This window comes from Mesorhizobium sp. B4-1-1 (genome assembly GCF_006439375.1).
Lineage (GTDB): Bacteria > Pseudomonadota > Alphaproteobacteria > Rhizobiales > Rhizobiaceae > Mesorhizobium.
On the sequence record NZ_VFTH01000004.1, the window covers coordinates 246,011 to 262,948 of the forward strand.

Here is a 16,938-nt window from a genome sequence, read left to right on the forward strand (position 1 = left end):
CTCCCTGGGACACCTCAACACCAAGGCTCCGTCCATAGGCATGTCACGTGACTCCGAGGAGTTCCGCACCAGCAGCCACAGGCTGGCGCAGTTCGCACGCTCGGTCGATGACGAAAACCCGCGGCATCTGGCAGGTGAATTCGCGCCGCCCGTTTTCTCCCATGTGCCCGTCATGCAAAGCATGGTCGAGGTGCTGGACAAGCTGACCGCCGACTTCGTCCTGCATGGCGAGCACGATTTCTTCTTTCATGCGCCGATCGTGCCCGGGCAGCGGCTGTTCACCGCCTCGACACTGACGAGCGTGCGCGGCACCCGTGCCGGCACCACCTTCGTCATTCGTTCCGAAACCGTGACGCATGACGGCAAGGCTGTCTGCACGCAGTACAGCACCTGCCTTGTCCGCGGAGAACCTTCCGATGCGGCGCATGGCGAGACGCCACCTGCGCGACCGGTGATCGCAAAGACGCAAGGGGCCTCGGCGCAATACGGCCTGACGCCCGACCAGACCCGCCGCTATGCCGATGCGGCGCGTGATTATTCCGCCTACACGATCGATCCGGCCATCGCGGCCAGGGCTGGATTTCCGGCACCAATCGTGCACGGAATGTGCACCTTGTCCTTCGCCGGCCGCGCGATCGTGGACGACCATTGTGGCGGGCAGACGCCGAGGCTGAAGCGGCTCGGCTGCCGCTTCGCCCATCCGCTTTTCCTGACGCCGGGCCAATCGATCACCGTCGACCACTGGGCCGGACAGGACGGGCTTGTCGGCTTTGAAGCCTCGGACTCCGCCGGCAACATCGTGATCAAGAACGGCTACGCAAAGGTGTCTTCATGAGCGGCCCGATCGCCACACAAGCAGCGCGCATGGAACTCGGCGTCTCCAAGATTCCGCCGCGACCATCGACCTGGATCAGGCATGAGAACGTCGCACCGGAGTGGAGCGGCGTTCCCCATCAGACGGTCATCGAGATCGTCTCCAAGGGCTGCCTTGAAGATCCCGAGCGCCCCGCCATCATCATCGATGGCGGACCGATCATGACGCGGCGAGAATTCCTCGACCGCTGCCAACGATTTGCCGGGTATCTGAAACCGCATGTCAAGGCTGGCGACCGCGTCGTCATCATGCTCGACAACCGGCTCGAATTCATGATCGCGCTGTTCGGCATCATAGCCAACCGCTGTACCATGGTGTCGATCGCACCGACCGCGATGCAATACGACGCGGGCCACATCGTGACGGACGCCGCGCCGACGGTAGCAATCGTCGGCAAGCCGCAACTGCCGATCATGGAGGCCGTGCGCGGCAATTCGCCGGCACTGCGCCACATCGTGCTGGTCGAAGGCGGCGAACCGGACGGCCTTGCAGCGTATGAAAACGCGGCCGAGCCCCTGGATTTCGCCACGGTCGAATGCAAGCGCGAAGACATCATCACGGTCTACTATACATCCGGTACGACCGGCGCGCCGAAAGGCTGCATGCTGCATCACGGCTGGTGGCTACGCGTCATCGACGTCGACCTTCGACTTTTCCGACGCGGCTGGCAGGACCGGCAACTCTGCTGCCTGCCGTTCTATTATGCGGATCCCGCGATCCAGCTTCTCACCTCACTCGCCTCGCGCGGCACGATGGTCGCGATGCGCCGCTTTTCCGTATCGCGCTTCTGGGATGTGGTGACGACTTATGACGCCACCGAAATCCTGTCCATCGCATCCATTCCCGCGTTGCTGATGAAAGGTGAGCCCGGACCGGCCGAACTGGACCACCGCATTCGGCTCGCCATCCATGCCGGCCTGCCCAAGGAGCTCCACGCCGAAATGGTGAAGCGCTATGGCTTCCACTGGCACAACCAGTATGGCAGCACCGAGGGTGGCGTGATGAGCCGCGTGCCCAACCACATGGCAGACGAACTCGTCGGCACCGGCACGATGGGCGTCGAGCCGCCGGGCGTGACGATCCGCCTCGTCGACGACGAGGACAATGACGTTGCCGAAGGCGACGCCGGCGAATGCCTGATCGGTGGACCGGATCTCTATGCCGGCTATCTCAACCGACCGGAGACCACGACCGAGGCCAATCGTGGCGGCTGGTATCATTCGGGGGATGTGGCGCGCCGCGACGAGCGCGGGCTGCTCTACTTCGTCGGCCGCAAGAAGGAGATCATCCGCCGCTCTGGCGAGAACATTTCCGCGGCCGAACTGGAAGGCGTCCTGCGCTCCCACCCCAACATCATAGACGCAGCGGTCGTACCCGTGCCCGACGAGCTTCGCGGCGAGGAGGTAAAGGCATACGTTCAGGTGAGACCGGGCGATGACCTGTCTCCCGAGACGATCGTCGAGTTTTGCCGGGCCAACCTGGCGGCCTTCAAGATCCCGCGCTTCATCGAGATTCGCGACACCGACTTCGAGCGGACCCCCTCGATGCGCGTTCACAAGCAGTCGCTGCTCAAGGAAAAGCCGGACCTGCGTGTCTTATCGTGGGACCGGGAGACCGGGAAGGTGCAGATATGACAACACCTCCCGAACCCGGCGTCCCGCAGCCCTGCGACCTGCTGATCACCCACGGTTATGTCCTGACCATGGACAAGCAGCGAACGGTCTATCCGGACGGCGCGGTCGCGATCGTGGGAAACAGGATTGCCGCGGTCGGCACGACCAACAGGATCGAAGCCGAATGGACCTCCAGCCGCAAGATAGACGCGGCCGGCGGCGTGCTGCATCCGGGCTTCATCGACGGACATTACCACGCGGGACTGCATCTCAGCCGCGGTTCGATCACCGACAACCCCAATCCACCGAGGGAGGAAGGCGGCGCCGGGACCGGCGTGTTCACACGCTGGATGAACGCCGTCGAGGACGAAGACGAATACGCCAGCGCCCTGATGGCCGCCGCCGAAATGGCGCGCAACGGCTTCACCGGCTTCGTCGATGCCGCGACAAGCTATTCACCCGACGCGATCGTCGAGGGTGCGCAGGCCGTCGGTATCCGCTGCTCGGTTTCCGACTGCATGCTGTGGGACATCGTGGGCGGCGAGCCGATGGCGGCCGATATTCCCCGCGCACCATGCGATGCGAAAAGGGCGCGCGAGGGACTGGGTGGCCAATTGAAGCGCAACACTGACGAGGACGGTTTGGCGCGCGGCCACGTCGCCTTGTATGGCTGCGGCAGCGCCTCCGAGGAATTGATGCAGGAGGCGAAAGCGCTCGCCGACCGCAGCGGCACGGTCTTTCACCAGCACCAGAATCTGATGGTGGCGGATACCGACTACGACAAGACACGCTTCGGCAAACCGGCTCTGGTCCATTTCGCCGAAAAGGGCCTGATCGGCCCCAACAGCTTCTTCACACATATGAACATTCTCGAGCCGAGCGAAGTCGACGCAATATCGGCGACCGGCATGGGGCTGGTCTGGCATCCCGGCAATTTCATGTACTACGGCATCTCGCAGACCGGTCGAAGCCGCTTCCCGGGCCTGCACAAGTCGGGTACCTCGATCGCCTTCGGAACCGACATCGCAAAGGCATGGGCGTTCGGCGATCTCGGTTTCATCGCCTATCTCGTCAGCCGCGAATGGGGCGAGTATCTGCCGTCGCAGTCGATCCTGGAAATGTTCACGCTTGGCGGCGCGCGCGCGCTCGGACTGTCTTCACAACTCGGCAGCATCGAGGTCGGAAAAAAGGCCGATCTCGTCGTGCGCAGCAACGATCTGCCGGACGCCCAGCCCAATGTCGACGTCGTGCGCCAACTCGTGCTCGTTTCTCGAACCAAGGCGGTCGACACAGTCGTCTGCAACGGCGAGATGATCGTGCGTCATGGGCGGCTGGTGAAGCTCGACGAAGGCGAGATCTACAGGCTGGCAAGACACTCCGCCGAGCGTGTGGCCAAGCGCGCCGGCATCGCGCACCGAACCGTCTGGCCGCTTGTCGCATGAGGCACTGAACAGTGATCCGCCGCAACCGAACCTGAAACCCAAGGCAAGATGACCCTCGTCCGATTCTCCAACGTCACGAAATCATATGGCCTGGTCAGGGCCATCGAGGATGTTTCGGTCACGGTGAATTCCGGCGAATTCACGACCATCCTCGGGCCAAGCGGTTCCGGCAAGACGACGATGCTGTCCCTGATGGCGGGGATTTCGATCCCGACGTCAGGCCGTATCGAGATCGGCGACCGCGAGATCACCTTCGTAGCCCCGGCGCAGCGCAATATCGGCCTCGTGTTCCAAAGCTACGCGCTTTTCCCGCACATGACGATCTTCGACAATATCGCCTTTCCCTTGCGCGTGCGCGGTGTGGGGGCCTCCGAGCTCCGCGACCGTGTCGTTGACGCGCTGCGGCTTGTCCGGCTGACGGATTTCGGATGGCGAAAGCCGCACCAATTGTCGGGCGGCCAGCAGCAACGGGCGGCGCTCGCCCGCGCGGTCGTGTTCAGGCCCGACATCCTGCTGCTCGACGAACCGCTGGCCGCCCTCGACCGCAAGCTGCGCGAAGAGGTGCGGTCCGAAATCCGCGACCTGCAGCGCAACCTCGGCATCACCACCATCATGGTGACGCATGACCAGGAAGAGGCGCTGTCGATGTCGGATCGCGTCGTCCTGCTTGCCAACGGCCGGGTCGAGCAGACCGGAACGCCGAGTGAAATCTATCATCGGCCGACAACGCGCTTCACCGCCGGCTTTTTAGGCATGGCGAACTTCCTCGAAGGCAGGTTGCGGGCGCACAACGAGATTGTCGGCGACGACGGAAGCCTCTTCCCCTGCGATGCGCCGGTCGGACGGGTGCGGGATCGCGTCTGCGGCATGATCCGTCCGGAAGACATCCGCGCCGATAATGACAACGGCTTCGTCAACGGTACGGTCAGGGACGTCGTCTTCCTCGGCGAGACCGTCCGTTACGATGTCGAACTCGATAATGGGCGCCGCATGAAGGCAAGCCTGGCGGGTTCGCGCGGACCGAAGCCCGAAGGGTCCAAGGTGTGGCTCTCATGGGATCCGGCGAACGTCTGGATATTGCCTGAAGGCACGGGAGGTGTCCCAGCGCAATAGAAGTCGCCGTGACAGAGCGGCTCGATCTCATTCCATCTCTGTCGATCCAAACGGAACAAAGGTGATGAAAATGAAAAAACTGCTGGGGAACATCTCACTCGTTTGTGCCATCGCGTTGATCACCTCGACGCAGTCCATGGCGCAGACCAGGGAACTTCACATCATGAATTCGGGCGGCGAGTATGGCGATGCGCTCGACAAATGCGTCAACGGCCCGCTTCTCAAGGACGCCAACATCAAGGTGATCACCGAGACTCCCGGCGGTTACGCAAAGATCGCCGCGCAGGCGAAATCCGGCGTCATCACCAACACGGTGACCGACGGCTCGACCGGCGACATGTACCGGCTGGCCGCCGAGGGCCTGCTCGAGCCGATCGACTGGGCGAAGCTCAATCCCGAGCCCATGTTCGACGAAGCGAAGAATGCCAACGGCTTCGGGGCCAGCTACTACTCCACGATCATGGCCTGGCGCAAGGACACCAAGGCACCGCAGAACTTCGTCGACTTCTTCGACACGGAAAAATTCCCCGGCAAGCGGGCGCTGCCGGACTATCCCGAATTCGTTCTTGCCTTTGCGGCCATGGGCGATGGCATGACGCCCGAGGACGTGAAAAAGGGCGTCGACCTCGATCGCGCCTTCAAGACCCTGGAGCGGATCAAGACGGATACGATCTGGTGGCAGTCGGGCGCACAGCCAGCCCAGTTGCTGAAGGACAACGAGGTCCAGTACGCAATCGCATGGTCGGGCCGCGTGCTCGGTCAGGAAGGCGTTGAGTCGACCTACAATCAGGGCATGCTAGACATCTCGTGGTGGATGGTGGCCAAGGGCATTTCGGACGAACAGCGCGACATGCTCTACGCCTGGATGAAGTTGCAGAGCAACGCCGAGGTGCAGAAGTGCATACTCGGCTTCCTGCCCTATCCCGGTGCGAGCCCGGAGCTTGAGAAGATCGTGACGCCTGAAGTGCTCAAGACCTTCCCGACATCCGCCGACAACAAGAAGGTCCAGTGGCTGATCAATGGCCAGTGGTGGTACGACCACGCCGCCGAGGTCGAGAAGCGCTGGAACGAGTTCAAGTTGGCGCAGTGACGAAGACCGCAGCGAAGCCATCCATGTCCGATGCTTCCATCGCCCTCGAGGACGCGACGACCCGAAAGGTCGCCGCGCCCTTGCGCTCGTCTTTCCGCTCGAAACTCGATCTCGTTGTGCTCCTGGCGCCGATGGCGCTGCTCATGCTGGCGGTCTTCGATCTTCCGTTGCTGAACACCGCCTACTGGAGCATCGACGATTCGAAGACCGGCACGCTGACCACCCGGTTCTATAGTGATTTCGTGCAGTCGAACGTCTATTCCCACGTCATCTGGCGCACGCTCGTCGTGGCGCTCGAGGTAACGATCGTCACGGTATTGCTAGGCTATCCCCTCGCCTATTGGACAACCAGGCTCCGGCCTCGCCTGCGCATGCTTGTGCTCGGCATCGTCGTCATGACCTTCTGGGTCTCGATCCTCGTGCGCACCTATGCCTGGATCGTGATCCTCGGCAATGGAGGGCTCGTCAACAAGACGTTGCTCAGCCTCGGGCTGACCACCCGCCCCGTCGAATTCCTCTACAATGAGATCGGCATCCTGATCGGCATGGCGAACGTGCTGCTGCCTTTCCTCGTCCTGCCGCTCTATGCGGCGATGATCAGGGTCGACGGGCGGCTCATGCAGGTGGCCGAAACGCTCGGCGCCAGCCGCACGCGGATCTTCTGGCAAATTTTTTTCCCGCAGACGCTTCAGGCGCTTGCCGCTTCCGCCATTCTCATCTTCATTCTTAGCCTCGGCTTCTACATCACACCAGCGGTTCTGGGCGGCGGTCGTTTTCCATTGATCTCCAACATGATGGACCTGCTCATCAATCGCTTCGCGCAATGGGAAATCGCGGCAGTGATCTCGGTGGTGCTGATGACGATCACGCTTTCACTCTATGCCGTCTACCAATGGCTTCGCGAGCGAGGTCAGGCATGAAGCGAACTTCCTTCTCCGATCTCTGGCTTGGCGTTGTCGGATCGGCCGTCCTGATGTTCCTTTGCCTGCCTGTGCTGATCGTTGCGCCGATGTCTTTTTCGGACGCGAGATCGCTGGAGTTTCCGCCGGCGGCGCTGTCGCTGCGCTGGTATGAGAGCCTGTTCGGCAATCCGGTCTGGATCGAGGCGGGTACGAATTCGCTTATTCTCGCAACGCTTTCCAGCAGCATAGCGCTCGTCTGCGGAACGCTCGCTGCCTATGTCCTGGTGCGTGGCGATTTCCGAGGCAAACGCTTTCTCGAAGCGAACTTCATGGCCCCTATGATCCTGCCCTCCATCATCACCGCGGTCTCGCTTTACATCTTCTTCGCGCGGATCGGCCTGCTCGGCACGTTCTTCGGCCTCGTGCTGGGCCATACGATCCTGGCGGTGCCTTACGTCGTCCTGATCATGCAGGCGGCGTTCAGGAGCTTCGATGTCCGCATCGAGCAGGTGGCGGCAACGCTCGGCGCCTCGCAGCTTCAGATCCTGACGCGGGTCGTGCTGCCGAACATGGCGCCTTCGGCGGCGGCGGCGTGGATATTCTCGTTCGTCATGAGCTTCGACGAGGTGGTGGTGACGCTGTTCATCGCGGGGACCCACATGACCATCCCGAAGCGAATGTTCAACGAGTTGGTCATACAGATCAACCCGACGATTACGGCCGTTGCGACCCTGCTGATTGCTTTCAATATTCTGGCGCTGGCGGTGCTCTTGCTGCTCACCCGCCGCAACAGCGCCTTGCGGGAAGGCATGACATGATCGTGGCCGGCGATATTCTGGAAGAATGGGATTTCGTTGTCGAGGCCGGCAAGGTCCGAGAGTTCGCGCGCGCGGTACAGGATGTCCATTCGGAGAATGCCGACATTGCTCCCCCGACCTTTCCCGCGGTCGCCTCGGCGGATTTCGTGGAAAGACTGATCACCGGCATGCTCGGCCTCGATCGCTCGCGAACGGTCCATGGCGAACAGGATTACGAGTATTTCGAGCCGATGAGATCCGGCGACCGGCTTCGCTGTCGTGCTCGCATGCTGAGCGACGAGACCAAGACGGGACGCCGTGGCGGGTCGATGCGGGTGATAACAACCGAGGTCGAGTTCTTGTCCGCGGCAACCGGCAATCTGGTTTGTCGCGAGACCATGACAACGATCGAAAAAGCGACGATCGAAAAGCCAGGAGAGCAGGCGTGACGCTCCGGCCGCGCGACCCCGTCGTCTACGGCCCGCTGACACGCAGCGATCTTGTTCGCTATGCGGGCGCGTCGGGTGATTTCAATCCACTGCACCACGACCATGAGTTCGCGGCAAAAGCCGGACTGCCAGACGTCATGGCGCACGGCATGCTGTCCGCCGGAATGTTGGCCTCCGCGCTGACGAACTGGTTCGGGCCTGGCAGCGTCCGCCGCTATACGGTTCGCTTCCACATCCCCGTGTGGCCGGGCGATGTGCTAACCGCTCATTGCAGGTCCATCCATGTCCTGACGAGAGGGAGCGGGGGGCAGACAGCGGACCTGGTTGTCGAGTTGCAACGAGGCAACGGCGATGTCGTTCTTTCGGGAACGGCACGCGTGCTGACCGGCAATATTGTTGGCGATGCGCCTCGGGCACGTTCAGAGCAAGCGCGCACGGCGCGCGAGGAAAATCAGGAAGGTACATGATGACCGTCAGCGCCATATCCGTGCGCCCAGCGGAGGCCGAAGATCGCGCGGCATTTCTGGACATGTGGCGTGACTTCGTCTCGCTCGCGCCGGGCGAGCCCGGCAACCATGCCATGGGCGAGCGCAACTGGGGCCGGATCATGGACCCCGCCTCAGGCCTTCGCTGCATTGTCGCGGTGGACGCGCAAGACGTACCCAAAGGCTTCACGCTCTTCCTCGCCTTCCCCTTCACCTGGAGCAATGGCGACGCCTGCTACCTGCAGGACATCTATGTGGTTGCCGAGAGCCGCGGCCAGGGCATAGCCCAAGCGATGATCGCCCACCTCAGTCAGCTTGGCCTGGATGCCGGCTGGTTCAAGATCTTCTGGATGACGCAGTCCGACAACTATACGGCCCAGCGGCTCTACGACAAGCTAGCCAAACGCATGGACTACCTGCGCTACGATCTGAACCTGGTCGATCCCTAAACCGTCGGAGTTGCGTCGGGTTTGGAGCGTCCGATAGACGGCGATCGGTGCCGAGGTGGGGGCAGCGCACCTCATCGACCGCGCCAGAGAGGTCTGCTTTTGGTATAGGTAGTTGGCCGCTTGAATGGCCGATTTTGAGGCGCAAAGCTGCCGTTCGCGTCGTGGATAGCTTTGGGGTCAGACTCTCCCGTTCCCTACCGGTCCTTGCAACACCGAGACAGGTCCCATCACGCCCGACACTGTAGAAAATATCTCATGCTCTCCGAGTGGGGGAGGAAGGCGGTAGCGCTCTCCCGCTACCAGATTTTCACTAAGGTACTGAAATAAAGAGACAATAGTGGCTGGATGGTAACGCCTCCAGTCGAGATTGATCAGCAATTTCAATGCTGGGCCATCAACTTCCCTGTCAAGAGGATCGCCCGTGCGATACCGAGGGCTTCGATAGACGGCAACAGCCGGTGACTGATCAATCCACCGAAAATCCTACTAAGACCATTCCGACCGCCAGGAGGCAATGGACCCGCCAGCCTCGCCGAAGGCTTCGGCGGGCATCCTACTGTGGTTGGCCAATGTCGCGCGGCGGGTGCCCGGTGACCCGGCTGAACACGCGCGAGAAGGCGGCCGCGCTGTCGTAACCGACCTGTGCTGCGACGCTCTTGACCGGCTTCCCCTTGCCAAGAAGCTGGCGCGCGATCGTCATGCGCCAGACCGTCAAGTATTCAATCGGTGTGCGGCCGACCAGCTTCCGAAAATACTCGGCGAAACGCGTGCGTGACATGCCTGCGACCTCGGCGAGTTCCTCGAGCTTCCAGGGCTTCCTCGGCGCTTCGTGTATCGCCGTCAGCGCTTTGGCGAGGCGTGGGTCGGCGAGCCCGGCGAGCACACCGGTCGAAACAACGCCGCACTCAATGACGTGTCGCACGATCAGGATCAGAAGATACTCGAAGAGCCGGTCCAGCGCCGTCTGGCGGCCACCACCCTCCGCGAACGCTTCGCCGACCAGCAGGTCACAAACCGGCCGCAGCGCTGGATGCTCTGCGAGCGGCAGGACCACGCACTCTGGCAGGCCCAATCCAATGGGATTGCCCTCCGCGCCCCCGAGTTCCACGGTTGCGCAGACGAGGTCGGCCCCGCGCTTGGGGTCAACTGCGAAGTCATGGGTCAGCCCGCGCGGAAAAAACAGCAGGGTTGGCTCAAAGAATTCGAGATCGGCCTCTCCGCTCCGGCTGACCGTGAGCTCGCCTGCCTTGAGCAGGTGCAGATGACCCGCGCCAGAGAATCGCAGCGCCTGACACAGATTCCCGGTGAAGAACGTCCGAGCGCTCGGAGTGACATGGGTAAAGAGGGCGGCCAACGGGTCCATTGGGACGATCAGCAAAATTATTGGCACCAAAGAGCGCCTGAAGTCCTCCATGTAGGAATGGTGGACAATCAACACAAGGAACTCTGACATGCCCCGTATCGCTCCCATCGACACTGCCCATGCCGACGCCGCCGTCCGCACCACGCTGGTGGGCGTCAAAGCCAAGCTCGGCATGGTGCCGAATCTTTTTTCCACCTTCGCCCAATCGCCGGCCGTGCTGAACGGCTACCTCGCTCTATCCGAGGCCCTTGGCAAGGGCGTGCTCACGGCGAAGCAACGCGAGATCATTTCGCTCGCTGTCGGGCAGGCGAACGAATGCTCCTATTGTCTCTCAGCACATACGCTGATGGGCAAGGGCGCTGGCTTGTCCCCGGAAGGTATTCGCCAAGCCCGTGAGGGCAAGGCAGAAAGCGCGCTCGACGCTGCCGTCGCCTCCTTCGCGCGCCGTCTCATCGACGTGCGCGGGCAGGTCCTGGATGCGGATCTTGTCGCAGCGCGTTCGGCCGGTCTCGGCGATGCGCACATTGTCGAGATTATCGCAAACGTCGCGATCAATGTGTTGACCAACTACACCAACAACGTCGCGTTGACCGAGATCGACTTCCCCAAGGTCGACGTCGAACTGCGTTCTGCCGCCTGACCCCGATGGGCGCGGCGCACAATCCTTCCGGCGCCGTGCCCGTTTGCCCCAAACGTTCAAACGCAGGCTGCGACCTACGCGGCCCCGACCAATCCCTTCGCCCTCGCGGTCAGCCCTTGCGTTCCTGCAGGATGTTGCCGCCGTCCACGACGAGAACGGCGCCGTTGACATAACTGGCTGCGTCGGATGCCAGGAACAGCACGGCGGCCGCGACTTCCGCGGGGCTGCCGGCGCGGCCTAGCGGCGTGTTCCGGGCAGCGACAAGTTCCTCCGGCGTCGAGGCGCCCGTCGCGATCCACCCCGGCGCCACGGCATTGACGGTGACGCCGCTGCGGCCGACCTCCAGGGCAAGCGCATGCGTCAGGCCGACCATGCCGGCCTTGGCAGCGGAATAGGCGGCCTCGCCTTCATTGGATACGTAAGGCCCCGTCACCGAGGCCATGTTGACGACCCGCCCATGGCCGCGCTGCACCATGCCGGCCAGAAATCCGCGCGTGCTCAAAAAGGCGGTTTTCAGGCTGACATCGATGCCGCGGTCCCATTCGCTTTCGCTGAGATCGAGAAACCGCCGCTGCAACGCCGGCTGGGCGACGGTGCCCATCCCGGCATTGTTGACGAGGATGTCGATTTCGCTGGTTTCGGCACGTAACCGCTCGACATCGCCGGAGAGCGTCAGGTCGGCCATGAAAGCGCGGACATCGAGCCCCTCCCCCCGCAATTCCGCCGCTCGTTGCTCGACGCGTGCGGACGAAGCGGTGATGGTGACCGAAAGACCGGCCTCGCCCAGCGCACGCGCGATCGCGATACCGATGCCGTCGGCGGCGCCCGCGCCGGTCACCAGCGCCTTGCGAGATTTGCAAAACACGACCATTTGCCCTCCAGGATAAAGGTGCCGACATGCCGGCGCGACCAATCACACCCGCGATGAACCGCAACGGTTCAATAACCGGCGGTGACGCCGAAATCGATCGAAAGCGCGGCCCCGGTGATCGGCGCCGCGCCCGGCTGGCAAAGATAGTGGATAAAGGAAGCAATCTCCTCCACCTCAATGAACCTTGCTCTGTCCCCTTGCGGATAGTGCCCCAGGAGCCGGCGCTTGTAGCCGTCGGGGTCGTCTGCGCCATAGGTTGGCCTGATATTCGATCATCGGCGTTGCCGTGTCGCCGGGGCAGACGGCATTGACCCTGATGCCTTGCGGGGCGAGCTCTAGCGCGAGAGCCTTGGTCAAAAGCACCAGCCCGCCCTTCGAGGCGCAATAGACGGCCGCCCCATTGTTGCCGACGATGCCGGCGTCGGAGGCGATGTTGACGATCACGCCTTGCGCGGCCGACAGGAGCGGGATCGCGACCGAGATCAAGAAGAACGCGCCCTTGAGATTGACGTCCAGCACCAGGTCCCACTGCTCCTCCTCGACCTCGCTTGCTGGCCCCTCGAGCCAGACTCCTGCGGCGTTGACGAGAATGTCGATGGCGCCGCCCCATTCCCTGGCCTTGCCCACCACGTCGCGGCAGGCGGCGACGGAGCGGATGTCGAGCGGCAAACCGATCGCGTCCGCCCCGGTCGCGGCAATCTTCGCCACGGCGGCGTCGAGCTTGGGGCCGGCAAGATCGGCGGGCGCGATCCGCTCGCCGTCAGCGGCGAAGCGCAGTCCGGTCGCCAGACCCATTCCTCCAGCGCCGCCGGCGATCAGGACCGTCCTTCCAGCCATTCGATAACCTCCACGAAACGCAGCCGGCAAAGGCAACCACGTCATTGGGCCATTCGCATGGACCAGCCAGGCAAAACAATGATCTCAACGCGATCATCCCGGTTCGAGCGTCGTGACGCCGAAACCGTCGAGGGGGCGTTGCCGGGCTTGCCGTCCTTGTACATGCATGTCGTCCTCAGCCCGGAACTAAGCCGGCGGCTTGAAGCATGGCGGTGAATTGAACCTGGCCGGCCGGCACGTCGACATGCAATTCCTTGCCGGCCGTTGCGTCCGGGAGATCCGCCACCCTTGCCAAGGCCACGTCCGTCGCGTCGGCGAACAGCGACCCGACCTTGAAGCCTTCCCGGCACCGGCGCGCCACGCCGTAGCCGGCAATGCCGCTCGATCCGGCTGAGAGCAGCGCAATCCGCGGCTGCCGCAGCCACTCGCCAAGGAAGGCCTCGCGCGGCGCCATGGCCGGCCATCAACCGTCACGATAGGCCGCCGGCCGCGGGCTGCAAAGGCCGCGCGGATTATGACCAACGCCAGCCGCCCCCCGCAGCCCCGATGGCGCGGAACCTATGCCTGCTTGCGGGATTCGTCGATTCAAGGGAGGGCGGCGGCCCGACTATTATCGGGACGGCTTTCCCAAACCGGTGCAAAGAGTTAGCAAGGAATGCACCACTTATTCGACCGTTGTTCCAATGGGCAACTGGACACAATCGGCGAAGACTGGAAATCTTCATTTGTCGTTGCTTGGAATCGCATGGAGTGCCGCAGGAAATGCCGCTGAGTGCCGCAGAGATCGCCCGTCATCCGGCAGCGCTTCGCGGTGTCCAGGAACAGGCCAAGGCGCTCATCCATATTTACGAAACGAGCCCGCGGCTGGCCGCCGTGTTTGCCACCCAGCAGCGCTGGCTGCTCGGCCATGTCGGCCTGGCGCTGCATTTCCGGCGCGATCCCAACGACCGCCGCACCGAAATGACGATGGCACGTTTCATCGAGGTCGTACGCCGCAACTCGGTGGCCAGCCGCAACACCGCCGAGGCGTTCGTCAAGGAGATGCTGCACTACGACATCGCCGAATATATTTCGGCCAGCGGCGATGGCCGCGCCCACCCCATGCGGGTCACGGCGGGCACCATCGAGACCTTCACCGGCTGGATTTACGCGCATCTGACGACTCTCGACCGCATAGACGGCGGAATCCGGCTGGCAGCCTTCCTCGAGCGACCCGAAATGCTGCCTGTCTTGCAGCCGCTGATCGCCGACGGATTGCTCGCCAGCGACGGCGTGCGGGAGCCCGGACAGACTTTTTCGTTATTTATCTGGCTAAATAACGGCGGTATCGTCATGGACTGGCTGATGTGCGGCATCGATCCGGAGGACGTCCATCTCGACAAGATACCGACCGGCGTCATCTCGGTCAGCGAATTCGCGCACTGGCTGAAGCTCTCACGCACGCATCTGGCGCGCAAACTCTATGATGCCGAGGCGCTCGGCAGCATCGGCTGGGTCGGCCAGCGCGGTCATTCCGTGATGTGGGTTTCGAGAGCTTTCTTCGACGAGTACATGGCCGTCCAGGCAGCCAAGCTCGCCGTGGTCGACGAAGCCTTCGAAGCCTGTCTCTCGGCTCTGAAGGACCGCTGATCGTCAAACTCGGCGCGACGTAGCGCAAAATCGGCGCCCGCCCGCGCTGGCGGGTGACGGCCGAAACTGCTATCCGCAACGTGCGAGCATGACAGCATCTTTGGGTGGAAGCTGGGAGGGTGCGTTGACCTATGAAGACATTGCCGGTCACCCGGCATTGCCCGCTTGCGTGCGCGCGCAAGCCGTGGCGATGCAGCAGGCCTATCAAGGAAACCCGCGAGCCTCCTCGGTCTTTGCCACCCAGCAACGCTGGCTGATGGCGCATATCGGTCTTGCCCTGCATTTCCGCAGGGATCCCAGCGACTATCGAAAGGAACTGACCGCGGCGCGTTTTGCCGACGTCACCGTTCAGCATGCGGTGGCAAGCCGAAACACGGCTCATGCCTTCATCAAGGAAATGCAGCACTATAATTTCCTCGAGACCGGGCCGACGGCCGATGACGGCCGCATTCGCCCCCTGCAACTGCCCGCCATGACCCTGGAGCCGTTGATCGGCTGGATCCAGATCCATCTGAGCACGCTCGATGCCCTTGACGGCGGGAACCGGCTGGAAACGTTCCAGGCAAGGCCGCAGATGCTTGCCAAGCTGCAGCCGCTGATCGCGGACGGCCTGATTTCCTCCGTGCCGGTGCGCGAGCCGCAACAGACTTTCTCGCTGTTCACCTGGCTCAACAATGGCGGCGTCGTCATGGACTGGCTGATCTCCGGCGTCGACCCCGACAATGCCGGCCAGGAGCGGATCCCGACCGGCGTGCTGTCGATCGGCGACTTCGCCAAATGGCTGAAGCTGTCGCGCACCCACCTTGCGCGCAAGTTGCGCGACGCCGAGGCACTCGGCAGCGTCGGCTGGCTCGGGCAGCGCGGCCATTCCGTCATGTGGATCTCGAACGAATTCTACGGCGAATACCTCACCGCGCAGGCGGTCAAGCTCGCCATCATCGACGCGGCTTTCGCCGCCACCGCGACGCAAAGGATGGGCTGACCGCTTCTATCCGGCCTTCAGGATGGCGGAAAAACGCGGATCGAAGGCCCGGCTGATCGGCTCTGCAGCGGCGCCCACGGCGATCGCCCAGGGATCGGTGGTGCCGAGTTGCAGCCGAGGCAGGCGTCGGACGGGACGATCCGAGATCGACGGCAGCAGCGGATGCATGGCCTCAAGCAGAAGCCGGGCCAGCGCCTCGGGCGCGCTGCTGGTGAGGATGACGGTTTGCGGATCGAAGATCGTTTCGATCAGATGCACGCTCCAGCGCAGGTCGGACGCGGCTTTCTCGACCCAGCCCATGACCCGCGAATCCCGCGCAAGCGCCAGCGCGCCGAGCGTCTCGTAGAGCCCCCTCTCGGTGGGGTCGAGGCCGAGATGCTGGTAGAGCGAGGCCAGCGATGCACGGTGTTCGAGCGGCGTGGAACCGGGGCCGGCCGGCGCAAGCAACGCCATGCCGATCTCGCCCGCATTGCCGTTGCCGCCGCTATAGAGTTCGCCGTTGAGGATCAGCCCGGCGGCTATGCCGTAACCGACATAAAGGCAGACGGCGTGATCGACGCCATGCGCCGCGCCGACGATCCGCTCCGCAGTCGCGCAGGCCGCCGCGTCGTTCTGCAGGCCGACATCGAGCCCAGCGCCGGCCGCAAGCGCCTGCACCAGCGGAAATTGCTGCCAGGCCGGCATCATCCATTTGTTGTCCGGGTTCTTCAGCCCGAACGGTCCCGGCATGGCGACGCCCAACCCGACCAGACGCCGCTCGGACTGGGCAAACAAGGAAGCCAACTCGCGCCTGACGCGATCGACAAGGCCGAGGATGATCTTGACACCCGCCGAAGGCTCGTCGAGCGGCAGCCCCGCCTCGGCGCGCGCGATCACCTTGCCGACGAGGTCGACCACCACGACGCGCGTCAAATGCCGGTCGATCTGCAGTCCGATGGCGAAGGCTCCCTCGGGAACCAGCCGGTAGGGCGTGAAGGGCTGCCCCCTGCCCTTGCGCACCGCATCCAGCGCGACAACCAGCCCGTCGCGCTCGAGATCCTCGATGATGTTGGAAACCGCCTGCTTGGTAAGCTGCGTCGCCCGCGCCAGGTCGGCGCGCGAAAGCGCGCCGTTGAGCCGCAGCGCCTCGATCATGACGCGGCGGTTATGCGCGCTGGTACCCTCCTGGTTGGTGCCGCTTTTGGCACGGATCGGGCTGATGTCGTGCACCGTCGTTTCCCCTCTTGACTCCATTAAAGGATTGATCGACTAATTAAGTCAAGCGAGTTGACTTAATAGGTGAGACCCGCGCGGCGCTACAAAAAGACGGCAAAAGCTTTCGGGCTCCGCCGCACGCCGTTGGGGACGGATCCAGTCAGACGCGATGCGAATTTGGGGAAGCGGCGCAGTCCTGGCCGCCCAC

18 protein-coding genes are annotated in these 16,938 nt (G+C 63.1%); 13 read left to right on the forward strand and 5 right to left on the reverse strand.

The annotated features are described in order from the left end of the window. Positions 1-40 precede the first annotated feature (40 nt). The 10 genes from FJW10_RS08025 to FJW10_RS08070 all read left to right on the forward strand — a co-directional run bounded on the left by FJW10_RS08025 (position 41) and on the right by FJW10_RS08070 (position 9,214). The gene (locus tag FJW10_RS08025; protein ID WP_181177452.1) at positions 41-835 is read left to right on the forward strand and encodes a MaoC/PaaZ C-terminal domain-containing protein; all 795 of its coding nucleotides are present in this window, start codon (positions 41-43) and stop codon (positions 833-835) included. Beyond that, complete coding sequence (locus tag FJW10_RS08030) at positions 832-2,508, forward strand: AMP-binding protein (protein WP_140899663.1); 1,677 nt, start codon at positions 832-834, stop codon at positions 2,506-2,508. The genes FJW10_RS08025 and FJW10_RS08030 overlap by 4 nt, the downstream gene beginning before the upstream one ends. Further along, on the forward strand, positions 2,505-3,929 hold the full coding sequence (locus FJW10_RS08035) for an amidohydrolase family protein (RefSeq protein ID WP_140899664.1): 1,425 nt from the start codon (positions 2,505-2,507) through the stop codon (positions 3,927-3,929). Before FJW10_RS08030 ends, FJW10_RS08035 begins: the two co-directional genes overlap by 4 nt. A gap of 48 nt (positions 3,930-3,977) precedes the next feature. After that, on the forward strand, positions 3,978-5,042 hold the full coding sequence (locus FJW10_RS08040; RefSeq protein ID WP_181177453.1) for an ABC transporter ATP-binding protein: 1,065 nt from the start codon (positions 3,978-3,980) through the stop codon (positions 5,040-5,042). Between the two features lie 70 nt (positions 5,043-5,112). Continuing rightward, complete coding sequence (locus tag FJW10_RS08045) at positions 5,113-6,132, forward strand: extracellular solute-binding protein (protein ID WP_181177454.1); 1,020 nt, start codon at positions 5,113-5,115, stop codon at positions 6,130-6,132. Between the two features lie 23 nt (positions 6,133-6,155). After that, the gene (locus FJW10_RS08050; protein ID WP_140899666.1) at positions 6,156-7,052 is read left to right on the forward strand and encodes an ABC transporter permease; all 897 of its coding nucleotides are present in this window, start codon (positions 6,156-6,158) and stop codon (positions 7,050-7,052) included. Further along, positions 7,049-7,852: an ABC transporter permease gene (locus FJW10_RS08055; RefSeq protein ID WP_181177455.1), complete on the forward strand. Its 804-nt coding sequence runs from the start codon at positions 7,049-7,051 to the stop codon at positions 7,850-7,852. The genes FJW10_RS08050 and FJW10_RS08055 overlap by 4 nt, the downstream gene beginning before the upstream one ends. Further along, positions 7,849-8,280 (forward strand): MaoC family dehydratase N-terminal domain-containing protein, encoded by a 432-nt coding sequence (locus tag FJW10_RS08060; protein ID WP_140899668.1) that lies wholly within the window; start codon positions 7,849-7,851, stop codon positions 8,278-8,280. The genes FJW10_RS08055 and FJW10_RS08060 overlap by 4 nt, the downstream gene beginning before the upstream one ends. Beyond that, entirely contained in the window at positions 8,277-8,747 is a 471-nt protein-coding gene (locus FJW10_RS08065) for a MaoC/PaaZ C-terminal domain-containing protein (protein WP_140899669.1), read from the forward strand. Before FJW10_RS08060 ends, FJW10_RS08065 begins: the two co-directional genes overlap by 4 nt. Then, positions 8,744-9,214, forward strand: coding sequence for a GNAT family N-acetyltransferase (locus FJW10_RS08070; protein ID WP_140899670.1), 471 nt, complete (start codon positions 8,744-8,746; stop codon positions 9,212-9,214). The genes FJW10_RS08065 and FJW10_RS08070 overlap by 4 nt, the downstream gene beginning before the upstream one ends. A gap of 553 nt (positions 9,215-9,767) precedes the next feature. On the opposite strand, the gene FJW10_RS08075 is transcribed toward FJW10_RS08070, so the two are convergent. Then, complete coding sequence (locus FJW10_RS08075; RefSeq protein WP_246674156.1) at positions 9,768-10,667, reverse strand: AraC family transcriptional regulator; 900 nt, start codon at positions 10,665-10,667, stop codon at positions 9,768-9,770. On the opposite strand from FJW10_RS08075, the gene FJW10_RS08080 reads away from it, so the two are divergent. After that, positions 10,666-11,217 (forward strand): carboxymuconolactone decarboxylase family protein, encoded by a 552-nt coding sequence (locus FJW10_RS08080; RefSeq protein ID WP_140827614.1) that lies wholly within the window; start codon positions 10,666-10,668, stop codon positions 11,215-11,217. The genes FJW10_RS08075 and FJW10_RS08080 overlap by 2 nt on opposite strands. Positions 11,218-11,326: 109 nt before the next feature. Here FJW10_RS08080 and FJW10_RS08085 read toward each other — a convergent pair whose 3' ends face one another. The 3 genes from FJW10_RS08085 to FJW10_RS08095 form a co-directional block, all read right to left on the reverse strand. Beyond that, positions 11,327-12,088, reverse strand: coding sequence for an SDR family NAD(P)-dependent oxidoreductase (locus tag FJW10_RS08085; RefSeq protein ID WP_140899671.1), 762 nt, complete (start codon positions 12,086-12,088; stop codon positions 11,327-11,329). Positions 12,089-12,262: 174 nt separating this feature from the next. After that, positions 12,263-12,925: an SDR family NAD(P)-dependent oxidoreductase gene (locus FJW10_RS08090; RefSeq protein WP_210239787.1), complete on the reverse strand. Its 663-nt coding sequence runs from the start codon at positions 12,923-12,925 to the stop codon at positions 12,263-12,265. 175 nt (positions 12,926-13,100) lie between these two features. Continuing rightward, a complete protein-coding gene (locus FJW10_RS08095) occupies positions 13,101-13,379 on the reverse strand; it encodes a hypothetical protein (RefSeq protein WP_140899672.1) in 279 nt (92 codons plus the stop codon). 308 nt (positions 13,380-13,687) lie between these two features. On the opposite strand from FJW10_RS08095, the gene FJW10_RS08100 reads away from it, so the two are divergent. Then, complete coding sequence (locus FJW10_RS08100) at positions 13,688-14,554, forward strand: hypothetical protein (RefSeq protein ID WP_140827602.1); 867 nt, start codon at positions 13,688-13,690, stop codon at positions 14,552-14,554. Positions 14,555-14,642: 88 nt separating this feature from the next. Beyond that, positions 14,643-15,536, forward strand: coding sequence for a hypothetical protein (locus FJW10_RS08105; RefSeq protein WP_140899673.1), 894 nt, complete (start codon positions 14,643-14,645; stop codon positions 15,534-15,536). A gap of 6 nt (positions 15,537-15,542) precedes the next feature. On the opposite strand, the gene FJW10_RS08110 is transcribed toward FJW10_RS08105, so the two are convergent. Beyond that, positions 15,543-16,745 (reverse strand): ROK family transcriptional regulator, encoded by a 1,203-nt coding sequence (locus FJW10_RS08110; protein ID WP_140899674.1) that lies wholly within the window; start codon positions 16,743-16,745, stop codon positions 15,543-15,545. Positions 16,746-16,938 lie beyond the last annotated feature (193 nt).